Origin of the sequence: Chromobacterium sp. Panama (assembly GCF_003052555.1) — a bacterium.
Lineage (GTDB): Bacteria > Pseudomonadota > Gammaproteobacteria > Burkholderiales > Chromobacteriaceae > Chromobacterium.
In genome coordinates this window covers 2,197,713-2,213,491 of the sequence record NZ_QARX01000001.1, presented here as the reverse complement: position 1 = coordinate 2,213,491, position 15,779 = coordinate 2,197,713, and the positions used below count along the sequence as shown (strand labels likewise).

12 protein-coding genes are annotated in these 15,779 nt (G+C 63.7%); 7 read left to right on the top strand and 5 right to left on the bottom strand.

All coding sequences use genetic code 11. From position 1 onward, the window contains the following. Positions 1-11: 11 nt before the first annotated feature. Positions 12-1,010: a succinylglutamate desuccinylase gene (astE, locus tag DB032_RS09970; RefSeq protein WP_107799348.1), complete on the bottom strand. Its 999-nt coding sequence runs from the start codon at positions 1,008-1,010 to the stop codon at positions 12-14. Between the two features lie 655 nt (positions 1,011-1,665). On the opposite strand from astE, the gene speA reads away from it, so the two are divergent. From speA to DB032_RS09955, 3 genes are all read left to right on the top strand, one after another. Continuing rightward, a complete protein-coding gene (speA, locus tag DB032_RS09965; protein WP_107799347.1) occupies positions 1,666-3,546 on the top strand; it encodes an arginine decarboxylase in 1,881 nt (626 codons plus the stop codon). 263 nt (positions 3,547-3,809) lie between these two features. Then, entirely contained in the window at positions 3,810-4,265 is a 456-nt protein-coding gene (locus DB032_RS09960) for an RICIN domain-containing protein (protein ID WP_107799346.1), read from the top strand. Positions 4,266-4,484: 219 nt separating this feature from the next. Then, positions 4,485-4,919, top strand: coding sequence for a hypothetical protein (locus DB032_RS09955; RefSeq protein WP_107799345.1), 435 nt, complete (start codon positions 4,485-4,487; stop codon positions 4,917-4,919). A gap of 44 nt (positions 4,920-4,963) precedes the next feature. On the opposite strand, the gene DB032_RS09950 is transcribed toward DB032_RS09955, so the two are convergent. Further along, complete coding sequence (locus DB032_RS09950; RefSeq protein WP_107799344.1) at positions 4,964-5,824, bottom strand: LysR family transcriptional regulator; 861 nt, start codon at positions 5,822-5,824, stop codon at positions 4,964-4,966. Positions 5,825-5,960: 136 nt separating this feature from the next. On the opposite strand from DB032_RS09950, the gene DB032_RS09945 reads away from it, so the two are divergent. From DB032_RS09945 to DB032_RS09935, 3 genes are all read left to right on the top strand, one after another. Continuing rightward, positions 5,961-6,410, top strand: a complete 450-nt coding sequence (locus DB032_RS09945; RefSeq protein WP_107799343.1) for a multidrug/biocide efflux PACE transporter — start codon at positions 5,961-5,963, stop codon at positions 6,408-6,410. A gap of 243 nt (positions 6,411-6,653) precedes the next feature. Further along, positions 6,654-7,106, top strand: coding sequence for a multidrug/biocide efflux PACE transporter (locus DB032_RS09940; protein ID WP_107799342.1), 453 nt, complete (start codon positions 6,654-6,656; stop codon positions 7,104-7,106). Further along, positions 7,107-7,439, top strand: coding sequence for a multidrug efflux SMR transporter (locus DB032_RS09935; RefSeq protein ID WP_081544619.1), 333 nt, complete (start codon positions 7,107-7,109; stop codon positions 7,437-7,439). A gap of 96 nt (positions 7,440-7,535) precedes the next feature. Here DB032_RS09935 and DB032_RS09930 read toward each other — a convergent pair whose 3' ends face one another. The 3 genes from DB032_RS09930 to DB032_RS09920 form a co-directional block, all read right to left on the bottom strand. Next, the gene (locus DB032_RS09930) at positions 7,536-9,371 is read right to left on the bottom strand and encodes an amidohydrolase (RefSeq protein ID WP_107799341.1); all 1,836 of its coding nucleotides are present in this window, start codon (positions 9,369-9,371) and stop codon (positions 7,536-7,538) included. A gap of 138 nt (positions 9,372-9,509) precedes the next feature. Continuing rightward, on the bottom strand, positions 9,510-11,396 hold the full coding sequence (locus DB032_RS09925; protein WP_107799340.1) for an amidohydrolase: 1,887 nt from the start codon (positions 11,394-11,396) through the stop codon (positions 9,510-9,512). 179 nt (positions 11,397-11,575) lie between these two features. Further along, on the bottom strand, positions 11,576-12,802 hold the full coding sequence (locus DB032_RS09920; protein WP_107801778.1) for a diguanylate cyclase: 1,227 nt from the start codon (positions 12,800-12,802) through the stop codon (positions 11,576-11,578). A gap of 117 nt (positions 12,803-12,919) precedes the next feature. Here DB032_RS09920 and DB032_RS09915 point away from each other — a divergent pair, with 117 nt between their 5' ends. Continuing rightward, positions 12,920-15,751, top strand: coding sequence for a valine--tRNA ligase (locus DB032_RS09915; RefSeq protein ID WP_107799339.1), 2,832 nt, complete (start codon positions 12,920-12,922; stop codon positions 15,749-15,751). Positions 15,752-15,779 lie beyond the last annotated feature (28 nt).

Below are 15,779 nucleotides of genomic sequence, written 5' to 3'. Positions count from 1 at the left end.
TTGAATCGCGTTTAAGGCAGCCGCGCCGGCGCCACCACGATGCCGGCGCGCAGTCCGGGCTTGACCGTGGGATTGGGGAACAGGATGCGCTCATCGCCGCCGACGGCCACATAGCGGTGCTCGCCGTCCTCGGCGATCAGGAAGCCGTCCGGCAACGCGGTGAAGTTTTCCACGTCGTCGGCCAGGTGCAGGCGGAAGGCTTCGCTGTGTTTGACGATGTCGTACTTGGCCTGGAACAGCGGCAGGTCGCCGTCGCGGTAGCTGGGCAGTTCTTGCTCCGGCTCCGCCAGCAGCCGGCGCAGCGCCTGGTCGATGCCGGCGAAGCGGGACAGATCGTTCTGGCCAAACGGCCGCGCCTTGCCCAGCTCCAGCGTGAAAGCGTCCGCCTGGCAGTGGCGGCTGGTGAAGTAGCTGAAGGTATTGGCCGGCTGGCTGTGCAGCAGCACGGTTTCCACCTGGCAGCTCTTCAGCCAGGCCAGTTGCGAGCGGTTGTGCGGGCGTTCGTGCAGATAGGGGTAGATGGCGAACTTCTCGAACACCGAGCCGCGGATCGCGGTATGCAGATCGTAATGCCAGCGCCGGCCGCGGGCGGAGGCGAAAAAGTCCGCCGCCGCCTGTTCCAAACGCGCCGCGCGCGCCGCTTCGCGCGCTTCCGGCTGGCGCGCGTGCGCGCCGTTGAACAGCCGGTTCATATCGTAATCCAGATAACGCTTGCCCAGCCGCATCGCGTCCAGATTGCCGAAGATCACCAGCAGCCGGCAGCGCAGCGCCAGCCTGCCGCCGGCGATGTCGGCCAGGATGGCGTTGAGCACCTCGATAGGCGCGGTCTCATTGCCGTGCACGCCGCTGGACAGCAGCAGGGAATCGTCGGCGGCGGCGAGGGGTTCCAGCTCAACGACGCCGTAATCCAGCCAGCGCGCCCGCACGCCGGAGTGGAGCTGCCATTCGGCGGAGGCCGGGGAGGCGGGATTCATGGTCCAGGACAGAAAATCGTGGTGATGCTCGCGCATGGGCTGGCTCGTGCTTGCGGCTAGTGATGACCGGGGCATTGTAACCAGAGCCGGCGCGGCAGGTGGCGGCGCGTGGCGCAGATTTGAAAAAACATGCCGTATTTGGGCTAAAAGCCTTGTTCGGCGCGGCTTGGCGCGCCGGGCCGCGCTGTGGTTTTTTGGCGCGGCGGAGCAAGGAGCCGCGCCGCGCTCTTGTTGAATATTTTGGACAAGCCCATTGCCGGAACCGCGAGGTCCCCGGCCGGAGAAACGGCCGCTTGCCGGCATGAGAAAAATATAGGGGGCTGTTTTTGCTCAAGCCTTGCCCGGCAAGGCTTGCCGGGCCGCCCAGCGCGGGCTTGTCGATTAAATTGGACATGCGGATTTTTATACATTTTTTTACTTGTCAAGCCGCGTGATGTTGTTACAATCCGCGCTCGTTTGCAGCTTTGCAAACCTACAATTCAATTGTTTCGCTCCGACATCCCAGGCCCACATAAAAGCTGTTCAGCCCGAAAGCCGCGCACTAAGGAGCGGGGTTATCCATCATAAGGATGCTCCTGCGGCTGGCTCATCGCTTTTTCGGCGGCGGCCTGGGCGCGTCCTTTGGAAATCCCTGTCCACCCATCATTGCGCGGGGTTCAGGGCTTTCCGTCAGTTCTTGAGGGGAAAACTCATGGCTTGGTCTGTGGCTGATAGCCGGGCGTTGTACGGCATCCGGCATTGGGGAGCGGGGTACTTCGACATGGGCGCCAACGGCAATATCGTCGTGCGTCCGAATGTGCGCCAAAACAAGGAAATCGACCTGCATCGTCTGGTGGGCGAACTGTCCGGCAAGGGCCTGGACCTGCCGTTGCTGGTGCGTTTTCCCGACATTCTGCAAGACCGCGTCACGCGTCTGTGCGCGGCCTTCGACAAGGCCATCGCCGAACAAGGCTACGGCAATCGTTATACCGCCATCTATCCGATCAAGGTCAACCAGCAAGAAGCGGTGGTGAAGAGCATCATCGCCACGCCGGACGTGTCCATCGGCCTGGAAGCCGGCTCCAAGCCGGAACTGATGGCGGTGCTGGCGCTGGCGCCCAAGGGCTGCACCATCGTCTGCAACGGCTACAAGGACCGCGACTACATCCGCCTGGCCTTGATGGGCGAACGTCTGGGCCACCAGGTGTTCATCGTCATCGAGAAAGAATCTGAAGTGGAGCTGGTGATCGATGAATCCCGCAAGCTGGGCATCCGTCCCAATATCGGCATGCGCGTGCGTCTGTCCTCGCTGGCATCCAGCAAGTGGGCGGACACCGGCGGCGAGAAGGGCAAGTTCGGCCTGTCCGCCGGCCAGCTGATCTCCGCCGCGGACAAGCTCACCGCCGCCGGCCTGGCCGACTGCGTGCGTCTGATGCACTTCCACATGGGGTCGCAGATCGCCCACATCGGCGATTACCGCAGCGGCTTCGGCGAGGCCATCCGCTACTTCGCGGAACTGCGCGCGCTGGGCCTGCCCATCGACCACGTGGACGTGGGCGGCGGCCTGGGCGTGGATTACGACGGCACCCATTCGCGCAACGACAGCTCGATCAACTACGATATGGACGAGTACGCGCATGTGATCGTGTCCATGCTGTCCGAGTTCTGCGGCGAGAACGGCATTCCGCATCCGCGCATCCTGTCCGAATCCGGCCGCGCGATGACCGCCCACCACGCCGTGCTGATCATGAACGTGACCGATGTGGAGCGCCTGCCGGACGAAGTGCCGCAGGTGGACGACATCGCCGCCTTGTCGCAGCCGGTGCGCAAGCTGTTTGAACTGGTTCAGCTCAACGACGACGACCTGGTCACCGAAATCTACTACCGCGCCAGTCACTACGTGTCGGAAGTCACCGATCTGTACGCCGCCGGCCGGCTGTCGCTGAAGGAAAAGGCGCTGGCCGAGGACGTGCACGCCGCCTTGTGCCGCCGCCTGCACAGCCAGCTGCAAGCCAGCCAGCGTTCGCAGCGCCAGGTGTACGACGAACTGACCGACCGACTGGCCGACAAGTACTTCTGCAATTTCTCGGTGTTCCAGAGCCTGCCGGACACCTGGGCCATCGACCAGATTTTGCCGATCACCCCGCTGCACCGTCTGAACGAGCAGCCCACCCGCCGCGCGGTGCTGCAGGATCTGACCTGCGACTCCGACGGCAAGCTCAAGCAGTACGTGGACCAGCAGAGCATAGAATCCAGCCTGTCCGTGCACGAGGTGAAGCAGGGCGACGAGTATCTGATCGCTGTCTTCCTGGTGGGCGCTTACCAGGAAATCCTGGGCGATATGCACAATCTGTTCGGCGACACCGACTCGGTCAACGTCTATGTGCGCGACGGCGGCGAGCTGGAGTTCTCCGGCGTGGAAGAGCACGACACCATAGAAGACATGCTGCGTTACGTGCACCTGTCGCCGGAAGACATCCTCAACCGCTATGAAGCCAAGTCGCGCGCCGCCGACCTCAGCAGCGAAGAGCGCAGCCTGTTCTTCGCCGAGTTCTGCCGCGGCCTGAAGCAATCGTCTTATTTGTCGGTCTGATCGACTGCTGGGACGGATCAAAACAGCCGGGCTAACGCCCGGCTGTTTTTGTTGGCACCGCGTCTGTTGTCGAACAGATCGTTCTGTGCCGGATGACTTTAAGCAATTTCACTTATCGTCGTCTAAGTTCGTGTTTCTGATCGAATTTTTATCTGGATTTTACGCCGGGCGCGGCCGGTTTCGGGCCGGCGCTTGCAATACGGGCAAACCTTGCTAGTTTGAGAAAGCCAATAATTGATTGGCATAAACATGGGGGTTGCCATATGTCTTTCTCTAGCGTTCCTTACTTCCTCACCTATAGCCAAAACACCGCGCTGGGCATTACCGCCAAAGATTCGATGAGCGGTTCCCAGCTGTACCTGCAGCCCATCCAAGGCAACTTCCTGTCGCTGTTCAACATCGACTTCGCCAACGGCGTGTTCGCGCTGGCCACCAGCGGCAACCAGCTGGTGATCGACATTTCCGACCTGTCCAGCGGCAAGCCCTTGGTGCTGCGTCCGTACAATCCGTCCTCGCTCAGCCAGCAATGGGACCTGTTCTCCCGTCCGGGCTATATCTCCAGCCGTCAAAACAACAATCTGGTGATAGACAACCAAAGCCGCGGCGGCGTGGGCAGCCTGATCTGGCTGTACGAGTTCAACGCTTCGCCGGCTCAGCAATGGGCGCTCAAGCCGCTGACCTCGGCGCAACGCTCGGAACTGGTGCTGGAAACCGCTTAATCAGCGAAGGGCAAAGATCGCGGCGGCGGGCGCAAAGAGTCTGTTCAAGGTCTTGCGAGCAAGGGCGAAACAAGGCGAAAACGGCTGAGAAAGCGGAATGTACGGTTGGTACATGAGCATTTCGAAGGGGTTTTCAACGCCGTCTCGCCAACGCGCAGCAGATCGTAAACAGGTTCTAAGGCTCGCCGCCGCTTTTTGGGTTCATGCAAGGAGCAAACGATGGGTTTCAGCAGCACTTCGTATTTCATCACCTCGGCCTATTTCCCGGATTACGCCATTGTGGCCGAGGATTCGATCAAGGGCTCCCGGCTCAGCCTGCAGCCGTTCCAGAACAATTTCGCCGCCTTGTTCAATATCGACTTCGACCGCGGGCTGTTCGCGCTGGCCACCAGCGGCAATCAATTGGTGATCGCCGCCAATGAAGTGGCCGACGGCTCGCCCTTGCAACTGGATCTGCTGCCGGAACCCGCGCTGCCCAGCCAGCGCTGGGATGTGTTCTCCCAGCCCGGCAACATCGTCAGCCAGGCCGATCGCACCCTGGCCTTCGGCTTCGGCATGGAAAAAATCTTCCCGCCGGCCTTGCGGCTGCGCAAGCTGCATCCCGGCCGGCCGCCGATGTGGATTCTGCGGCCGATGACCGCGCCCGGCGGCTGAGTCCTCGGCGTCCGCCGCGCCTGGCGTCACGCGCGGCGGCCTTGTCAGGAGCGCAGCAACTGCTCGCGCACCCAGACGGCGGCCAGGCCCAGCGGCCGCCGCCGCGACCACACCAGATCGATGTGGCGCGCCTTGGGCCAGCCCGGCGCATGCAGTTCGCTCAGTCGGCCGGCGCCGAAGGAATCCGCCAGCCAGCGCGGCAACTCGGCCCAGCCGGCGCCCAGGATCGCCATTTCCAGCAGCATCAGATAGCTGGGCGCAAACCAGCAGCGCCGGCTCAGCGTGTCCGGCTTGCTTTCGGTGTAAGTGTTCAGCCGCAACTCCCGGTGGCCGCTCAGCGCCTGCCGGTCCACCTGCTCCAGCGCCGCCAGCGGATGGCTGCGCGCCACGTACAAAGCCACTTCGCTGACCTCGCCCAGCGTGGCGTGGCCGATATCGGCCGGGTACTGCTCCAGCGCCGCCATGCAGCCCAGGTGCGCGCGTCCGGTCTGGATCAAGTCCAGCACGTCGTCCTGCTCGCCCACCAGGCATTCCAGCTCCAAGGCCTCGAAGTGCCGTTCCAACTGCCGCGTCACCTCCTGAAAGCGGGATGACTGGTAGGTGTCGGACAAGACCAGGGTCAGCCGAGGCTCCAGTCCGGCGGTCAGCAACTGCGCCTGCTGGTTCAATTCATCGCCTATGGCCAGCATCTGCCGCGCGTAGCCCAGCAGATGACGGCCGGCCTGGGTCAGCGCCGGCTGGCGGCTGCCGCGGTCGAACAACTGCACCGCCAGATCGATTTCCAGATTGGCGATGGCCTCGCTGATGGTGGACTGGCTCTTGCCCAGCCGCCGCGCCGCGGCGGAAAACGAGCCCAGTTCGGCGGCGTTGGCAAACGCCGCCAGCGCGTCTAGCGACATGCTCATATCGGTTTCTCCGATTTAACCCATCTTTATCCTATCCGAAAAACCAATAAAAATCGCGTCATTGTCTTGCCAATCAAGCCGCGGCGCAGCAGGTCGCACACCGCTTCCAAGCGCCGCGGCGGATCAAGGAGAATCGATGCAAGTAAAGAAATCCTGGCTGGAGCGCGCCTTCTACGCCGTGGCTTACGAACTGTGCGCCGTGATGTTGTTGATGCTCTTGGCCAGCTGGCTATTGAATCAGGACACCGCGCAGATCGGCGCGCTGGCCCTGATGATGACCACGGCGGCGATGTCGTGGAACATCGTCTTCAACGCGCTGTTCGAACGCGTGGAACGGCGGCGCGGCTGGACGCGGACCCCGGCGTTGCGGGCGGCGCACGCGCTCTTGTTCGAGGGCGGCTTGGTGATCCTGCTGGTGCCGCTGGCGGCCTGGTGGCTGGAGATCAGTTACTGGCAGGCCTTCTTGCTGGATATCGGCTTTTTCCTGTTCTTCCTGCCCTATACCTTTGTTTTCAACTGGCTGTACGACGGACTGCGCGCCAGCCTGTTGCGCCGCCTGAGCCGCGCCCGCGCCGGCATGGCTTGATGTATCGGTTTTATCGATGGTTATTATTTTTTAACCATCCGAAAAACCAATCAGAATAGCGACTATCTTGACGTTCACGATCTTGCGGACCATGGCGAGACAAGGCTTTGCGGCCGAGACAGCGGAATGCGCGAGCGCTTCATGCGCGTTTCGAAGCGGTCTTCAAAGCCTCTGTCCAACAATCCCGCCGCGGCGCAGCGGATCGTGAACGGATTCTTTAAACGGTCATGATTGTGAAATAGTATGGACAAACAAAAATCCTGGCTGGAGCGAGGCTTCCACGCCGTGATGTACGAACTGTGCGCGATGGCCCTGCTGGTGCCCTTGGCTTCCTTGGTGATGGAACAAAGCCTGCTGCACATGGGCGCGCTGGCCTTCATGATGTCCACCGCGGCCATGTTGTGGAACGTGGTGTTCAATATGCTGTTCGACCGCCTGGAAGCGGCGATGGGCTGGAGCCGCACGGTGGGCGTGCGCTGCTTGCACGCGCTGATGTTCGAGGGCGGCCTGGTGTTCATGCTGGTGCCCTTGGCGGCCTGGTGGCTGAACGTCAGCTACTGGCAGGCTTTCTTGCTGGATTTGGGCTTCTTCGCCTTCTTCCTGCCTTACACTTATGTATTCAACTGGCTGTACGACGCCCTGCGCGCCAAGCTGCGCGAGCGCGGCGGCAAGCCTTGCGCCGAACTGGAGTCTTGAATGAAAACCTGGTTGTTCCTGGCCGTCGCCATCGTCAGCGAGGTGATCGCCACCTCCTCGCTGAAGGCCTCCGACGGCTTTACCCGGATCGGCCCATCCTTGCTGACGGCCGCCGGCTATATGCTGGCCTTCTACATGCTGTCGCTGACCCTGCGCCAGATCCCGGTGGGGGTGGCTTACGCGCTGTGGTCCGGCGTCGGCATCGTGCTGGTTTCCATCGTCGGCTGGGTCATGTACGGCCAGAAGCTGGACGCGCCGGCGATGATAGGCATGGGCCTGATCGTGGCCGGGGTCTTGGTGATGAATCTGATGTCCAAGTCCGTGGCGCATTGAGTCGAAGTCCCGCTCTCGGCCCGCGCGGCGGAAGAGGGCGGAACGCAAAAACCGGCCGGGAATCCCGGCCGGTTTTATTTTGCGTGATGGCGCCGCTCAGTGCGTCTTGGGATTGTGGAAGACCGGCTTGCCGGCCAGCCAGGTTTGATGCACCGGGATGTCGCGCAGCGATCCGGCCGGCACCGCCGGGTCCAGCGGGTCCTGTTCCAGGATGGCCAGGTCCGCCAGTTTGCCCGGTTCCAGCGAGCCGACGATGTGGTCCATATGGCACTGCCAGGCGGCGTCCAGCGTCACCGCGCGCAGCGCGGAGAGCCGGTCCAGACACTCCGCCGGATTCAGCGCCTGCCGCTCCGGGTCCGCCTCCATCACCCGCGTTACCGCCTGTTCCATCATCCGCAGCGTGCCCAGCGGCGACACGAAGTGATCCGAATGCAGGCTGATGCGCAGGCCGGCCTTGAGCGCGGACTGACAGCGATCCAGCATCTGGGCGCGCTCGCGGCCCAGGATGGTGGTCTTGAAGGTGTGACCCCAGTAACCGACGTGGCCGATCAGGAAGCTGGGCGACAGCTTCAGCCGCGCCATGGTGGCGATGCTGGCGTCGCTCAGCAGCGAGGCGTGTTCAATGCGCGAGCGCAGCGCCAGCTTGGGATTGGGCGCGCCGTCCTTGGCGTTTTCGTCGTATAGCGCCAGTTCGAAGGCGGCCAGCACGTAATCCACCGCCTGATCGCCGTTGGCGTGCACCAGCACCGGCCAGCCGGCGTTCAGCGCGCGCTGCAACTGGGCGGCGAAGGTGATGGGCGGCTCGAAGTTGAACAGGCCGCGCGGAGAGACATTGGGCACGCTGTGCTGATCCGCGCAGCAATAGTCTTGCGATTGGTAGCCGGTCAGGCCCTGATTGGAGCCATCGGCGATCAGCTTGAGCGCGCGGATGCTGAAGCGGTCGTCGTCGTGCGGAATGTGATTGGGCTGGAAGGTGTGCAGCCACTGCTCTTGCAGCCAGTCCTGGTTGGAGTACAGCGCCGCGCCGATGCGCACCGGCGCCAGCGGGCTTTGGGCGAAGGCGCGCAGCAGCGTGATTTCCAGCTGGCCCATGGCTGCGCCCAGGCCGGCGTCGAACAGCGTGGTCATGCCTCTGGACGCGGCCTCGTGCAGGATTTCCTGCAGCTTGCTCAGCAAGTGCGGAGCGGCCAGGCCGGGAATCACCGCCAGCACCTTGCCGACGTCGGCCTCGGTGGTGACTCCCTTGGTGTCGGGGTCCAGCCCGGCCAGCTTCATCGCCGGGGAGTTGGCGTAACCCAGGTGGCCGGAGGCGTTGATCAGGAAGATGGGCGTCTCGGTGCTGATCTGGTCCAGAAAGGGCTGATCCGGCTCCTGCCATTCCGTCATCAGCGAAGGGTCCACGCCAAAGCCGGTCAGCCATTGCGGCGCGTCGGCGCGCGCGTGGCCGTGCCGGGCGGTCAGCTCGTTGCGCAGCTTCTCGGCAATCCAGCCCAGATTGTAGCCCGGGCGCAGGATCTGATCCTCGAAGGGGCTCAGATTGACCCAGTTGCGGTACAACGCGCTGGGCAGGATGTGCATATGCGGGTCCACCATGCCCGGCAGCAGGGTCTTGCCGCGCAGATCGATCCGCTCCGCGCGCGGCTGGGCCTGCATATCGGCCTCCACCTGCCGCAGGCTGCCCACCGACACCACCTTGCCGTGGGCGACGCCCAGCGCTTCCACCCGGCCGGGCTGTCCGCCTTGCAGCGTGTAGATGGGGCCGCCGTGGAAAATGGCCGCGTCCTGATGCAGCGCCAGCTTGGCGCGCTCGGCGGCGACGCGGATCAGGCCGGACAGGCTTTCGGTCCAGTTGTGATGTTGCAAGGCGTCCAGCTGAGTGGACAGCCGGGGCAGCGTGCAGCACGCGCAGCCGGGTTGATGGGGAAGGGACATGGGCGCTCCTGTGCATGGCGTCGGGACGGCGCGGCGGCGCCGCGCACAGGGCGAATTGTATGCCGATGGCAAGAGCGCCAGGCTGACAAAAGCTGAGCAAGGCCCGGCCCGCGCCGGGCCCTTGCGCCGCCGCGCGCCTCAGACCGGCGGCGCCGACTCCGTCGCGCAACCCAGCTTGGCGTTCAGATACACCGGCGCGCCGGAGCGCCAGGTCTGCAGCACCGCGATATCGCGCAGATTGCTCACCGCCGGGTCCAGCGGGTCCTGCTCCAGCACCACCAGATCCGCCAGCTTGCCGGGCTCAAGCGAACCCACGACGTGGTCCATATGGCATTGCCAGGCGGCGTCCAGCGTCACCGCGCGCAAGGCGCTGAGCCGGTCCAGCCGTTCCGCCGGGTTCAGCGCCGGCTTGCCGCCGGCCTGTTCCGGCGCCGCCTCCATCACGCGGAAAATCGCCTGCTCCATCATGCGCAAGCCGCCCAGCGGGGTGACGAAGTGATCCGAATGCAGGCTGATGCGCAGGCCGGCGCGCTTGGCGGACAGACAGCGGTCCAGCAGCTTGGCGCGCGCCTCGCCCAGAATGGTCTGCTGGAAGGCGTGGCCCCAATAGCCGACGTGGCCGATCAAAAAACTGGGCGACAACTGCAGCTGCGCCATCTGGGAAATGTGTTCGTCGGTCAATAGCGAAGCGTGTTCGATGCGATGACGCAGCCGCGCGCCGGCGCAATCCGGGCGCAGCGGCGCGGACGGGTGATTGAGCGCGTGCTCGTAAGCCTGCAGCACCTCGTCGATGGCGCGGTCGCCGTTGGCGTGCACCATGGCCGGCCAGCCGTGCTCCACCGCCTGCCGCAAATGCGGGGTAAAGGCGCTGGGCGGGCGGAAATTGAACAGGCCGGTGGCCGGCACATTGGGCACCTGGTGCTGCGGATAGCATTTATAGGCCTCGGTCTGATAGCCGGTCAGCCCCTGGTTGGAACCGTCCGACACCAGTTTCAGCGCCTTGATGCTGAAGCGCTTGTCCTCCATGCCGTCCAGGTCCGGGCGGAACAGCCGCGTCCACTCGTCCATCTGCCGCGTCTCGTTGGAAAACAGCGCGGCGGCGATGCGCACCGGGTTCAACGCGGTCTGGGCTACCAGGTCCAGCAGCAAGACCTCGAACACCCCCTTGCCGGAACCCAGGCCGGCGTCGAACAGCGTGGTATTGCCCATCTTGGCCGCGCCGTGCAGCACCTGGCTGATGCTGGCGAGCAGCGTGGTCGGGGACGGGGAGGGCAGCGCCGGCATCATCTGCAGCACCTGTTCCTCCACCAGCACGCCCTTGCATTCCGGGCTGATGCCGGCCTTGGCCAGCGCCGGCGCGTTGGCGTAGCCGATATGGCCGGAAGCGTTCATCAGGAAAATGGGGGTCTGATCGCCAAACTGGGCGAACCAGTCCAGATCCGGCTCGGTCCACTCCCGCATCAGCGAGGGGTCCAGGCCGAAACCCAGCACCCAGGCCGCGCCGTCCTTGGCCTTTTGCTGTTTCTTGGGGTCGGCCAGCGCCGCGCGCACCGTGTCCACCACCCCGGCGATGTTGTAATCCGGCTTCAGCGTCTGGCCGGAGAACGCGCCCACGTATTGCCAGGACGAGAACAAGGCGCTGGGCAGGATATGCATGTGGGGATCGACGAAGCCGGGCAGCAGGGTGCCGCCTTCCAGCGACATCTCCTCCGGTTTCTTATGGCCGGCGGCGGCCATGGCCTGCCGCACCTCCTCGCGCGAACCCGTCGCCACGATGCGGCCCTTGGCGATGCCGACGGCGTCCACCGTCTGCCTCCCGCTGCTGGCCAGGGTATGGATGGGCCCGCCGTAAATGATCAGCGTCTGCGGCGGCGAGGGCGGCAACAACCGTTTTTCCTGCTGGCGGATCAGCCGTTTGGCCTCATCTTGCCAGTCCGGCCGCTCAAACAGCTCATCGTGCAGCTGAGCCAACAAGGGAAGAGTGCAGCAGGCGCAGCCTGGACCGTGCGGGTGATGATGACTCATGGCGGATGTCCGGTTGAAACGCCGGCTCCGGGAGAAGCGCGGGGCCGCGCGCGAGGAACGGAAAAAGCGATGTCATTATAGGCGGCGTCCCGGCGCAAAAAAACGCCGAACTGGCCATTCGGGCGGGGGCGGGCCGCCGCGCCCGGCCTCGCGGCGCGCAGCGGATTGCGAACCGGCTCTCAGCCGCCGCACACCTGATTGCGGCCGTGCTGCTTGGCGTGATACAGCCGCTCGTCCGCCAGCTTCAGCAGCCGGCTGACCTCGGGCATGTCGGACGCCGCCACGCCTATGCTCACCGTGTAGCGCAGCCCGCCCTTGGCGGTGGTCAGAATACAGCCCTCTATCGCCAGGCGCAGGCTCTCCAGCCGGCACACCATGTCCAGCTCGATGGGGCTGGGGCTGAGAATCACGAACTCCTCGCCGCCAAAGCGCGCCACGATGCCGTCCGGGAAAAACTGCTCCATCAGCCGCGCGGTGTTGCAGATTACCTGATCGCCCACATCGTGGCCGTATTGATCGTTCACCCGCTTGAAGTGATCGATGTCCAGCACCGCCACCCCGTAGCCGTTCTTCAACTGCATCACCTGCTCAAAAAAATGCCGGCGGTTGGACAAATTGGTCAGCGGGTCGCGGTCCGCGGTTTCCTTCAGGGATTCCAGATTCTCCACAAACTCCACATTGCGGGTGACGCGGCAGAAGAACTCCTCAAAGTTAAACGGCTTTTGCAGAAAGTCGTCCGCCCCGGCCTTGATGAAGCGCGTGGTCATGGTGGGGTCCTGGTTGCCGGAAATGCCGATGATGGCCAGGCGGTCGTGATCCAGGAAGCGGCGTATCGTGCTGGTCATGCGCACCCCGTCCATGCCAGGCATGTCGTTGTCGCTCAGCACCAGCTTGATGTGCTTGTCGCGGTGCAAAATCTCCAGCGCCTGCTTGGCGTCCTCCGCCTCCAGCACCTGATAGCGGTGGCGCTCCAGGTTCTCGCGCAGAAACTGGCGGTAGGACGCGGAATCGTCCACCACCAGCACCTTGATGCCCGGATTCTTGCGGATGCGGGTCAGCATCCGCATCACGTAATCAAAGGCCGCCGGGCTTTCCTTGCTGACGTAATCCACCACCGGCAGCTGCAAGATGCGGTCGCGCACCTCGCCGTCGGTGCGCGAAGTCAGCACGATGGTGGGGATGGCCTCTTGAAACAGCAAAGGCAAATGCTCGCCGCCGGGCGAATCCGGCAAATTGTAATCCGCCACCGCGGCGAGGAAATGCTGGCCGGACGTCAGCGCCTCGCGCACCTCCAGCAGCGAACACACCGGCACCGGCGTAAGGCCGATTTCCTCCACCATGCGGCACAAGGGGCGGATCAACACCATGCTGTCTTCAATCACCAAAACACGCGTTTCTTCGCTCATCGTCCGCATATCCCTTGCCTACCGCCTGATCCGCCCGCGCCGGCTCTCGGAGAACACTCCAAAACCGGGTATAATCGACCCATTTTTTCCATTCTAGAAGAACTACGATTCATCACCATGGAACTTGCCAAAAGCTTTGAACCCGGCGACATCGAACGTCGCTGGTACGATCAGTGGGAACAGGCCGGCTACTTCAAGCCCAGCATGGACACCGCCAAACCGTCCTTCGCCATCCAGCTGCCGCCGCCCAATGTGACCGGCACCCTGCACATGGGCCACGCCTTCAATCAGACTATTATGGACGGTCTGACCCGGTATTACCGGATGAAGGGCGACAACACCTTGTGGGTGCCCGGCACCGACCACGCCGGCATCGCCACCCAGATCGTGGTGGAGCGCCAACTGGCCGAGCAGGGCGTCAACCGCCACGACCTGGGCCGCGACGCCTTCACCTCCAAAGTGTGGGAATGGAAAGAGCAGTCCGGCGGCACCATCACCAGCCAGATGCGCCGCGTCGGCTGCTCCGTGGATTGGGACCGTGAATACTTCACCATGGACGACACCCGCGCCGAAGTGGTGACCGAAGTCTTCGTCCGCCTGTTCGAACAAGGCCTGATCTACCGCGGCAAGCGCCTGTCCAACTGGGACTCCAAGCTGGGCACCGCCATCTCCGACCTCGAAGTGGTTTCCGAGGAAGAAGACGGCCACATGTGGCACATCAAATACCCGGTGGTGGGTAGCGACGAGTTCGTCACCGTCGCCACCACCCGCCCGGAAACCCTGCTGGGCGACGTGGCCGTGGCCATCGCCCCGGACGACGAGCGCTATCAGCACCTGCTGGGCAAGCAGCTGGAACTGCCGCTCACCGGCCGCCAGATCCCGGTGATCGCCGACGAATACGTGGACAAAGAATTCGGCACCGGCTTCGTCAAGATCACCCCGGCGCACGACTTCAATGACTACCAAGTGGGCAAGCGCCACAGCACCCAGCTCATCAACGTGATGAGCCTGGAAGCCAAAATCCTGGCCAAGGCGCAAATCTTCGGCTTCGACGGCAGCGCCCAGGGCGTGATCGAACTGCCGGCCGCCTACGCCGGCCTCAGCACCCAGGACGCGCGCAAAGCCATGCTGGCGGACCTGCAAGCCCAGGGCTATCTGCTGGACGCCAAGCCGCACAAACTGATGGTTCCGCGCGGCGACCGCACCGGCACCGTGATCGAACCGCTGCTGACCGACCAATGGTTCGTCGCCATGGACAAAGTGGCGCTGGACAAAGACGGCAATCCGGATCCCACCGGCCAGTCCATCGCCGCCAAGGCGATTGAAGCCGTGGAAAGCGGCGAAGTGCGCTTCATCCCGGAAAACTGGGTCAACACCTACAACCAGTGGATGAAGAACATCCAGGACTGGTGCATCAGCCGCCAACTGTGGTGGGGCCACCAAATCCCGGCCTGGTACGACGAAGACGGCAATATCTACGTGGCCCGCAGCGAGGCCGACGCCCAGGCGCAAGCGCCGGGCAAGACCCTGCGCCGCGAACAAGACGTGCTGGACACCTGGTTCAGCTCCGCCCTGGTGCCGTTCTCCACCCTGGGCTGGCCGCAAGACACCCCCGAACTGCGCGCCTTCCTCACCTCCAACGTGCTGGTAACCGGCTACGAAATCATCTTCTTCTGGGTGGCCCGGATGATCATGATGACCAAGCACTTCACCGGCAAGGTCCCGTTCCGCGACGTGTACATCCACGGCATGGTGCGCGACCACGAAGGCAAGAAGATGTCCAAGTCCGAGGGCAACGTCATCGACCCGGTGGACCTGATCGACGGCATCGCGCTGGAACCGCTGGTGGCCAAGCGCACCACCGGCCTGCGCCGCCCGGAAAAAGCCCCGGCCATCGCCAAGGCCACGGAAAAGCTGTTCCCGGAAGGCATCCCGGCTTACGGCACCGACGCGCTGCGCTTCACCATGGCCAGCTACGCCACCCTGGGCCGCAGCGTCAACTTCGACTTCAAACGCGCCGAAGGCTACCGCAACTTCTGCAACAAGCTGTGGAACGCCACCCGCTTCGTGATGATGAACGTGGAAGGCAAGGACTGCGGCCAGGATGAAAGCCTGCCGCTGGAGTACAGCTTTGTTGACCAGTGGATCATCGGCCGCCTGCAACAGGCCGAGATCGACGTCACCAACGCGCTGGAAACCTACCGCTTCGACATCGCCGCCCAGACCATCTACGAATTCATCTGGAACGAGTACTGCGACTGGTACGTGGAACTGGCCAAGGTGCAACTGCAAACCGGCAACGAAGCCCAGCAGCGCGCCACCCGCCGCACCATCGTCCGCGTACTGGAAGTGGCGCTGCGCCTGACCCACCCGCTGATGCCCTTCATCACCGAAGAGCTGTGGCAGACCGTGGCCCCGCTGGCCAACGCCAAGACCACCCCGTCCATCATGCTGGCCCCGTGGCCGGTGGCGGACGCCGGCAAGATCAACGCCGCCGCCAACACCCGCATGGACGCGTTCAAGGACATGGTCAACGCGGTGCGCAATCTGCGCGGCGAAATGGGCATCGGCCCGGCCGTCAAAGCGCCGCTGTTCATCGAAACCGGCGACGCCACGGTGGCGGACTTCGTGCCTTACCTCAAGCTGCTGGCGCGGCTGACCGAAGGCTCCATCGTGGCCGCGCTGCCGGAAGACGACGCCCCGGTGGCCATCTCCGGCGACGCCCGCCTGATGTTGAAAGTGGAAGTGGACAAGGCCGCGGAAACCGCGCGCCTGAGCAAAGAGCAAGGCAAGGCGGAAGCCGAACTGGCCAAGCTCACCGCCAAGCTGGAAAAGCCGGGCTATGTCGACAAAGCTCCGGCCCACCTGGTGGAGCGCGACAAGGCGCAGTTGGCCGAGTTGAACGACAAGCTGGACAAGATTAAGGTGCAGTTGGCCAAGCTTAAATAACTAAAAAATATTCTTTTGAGCACGCCGT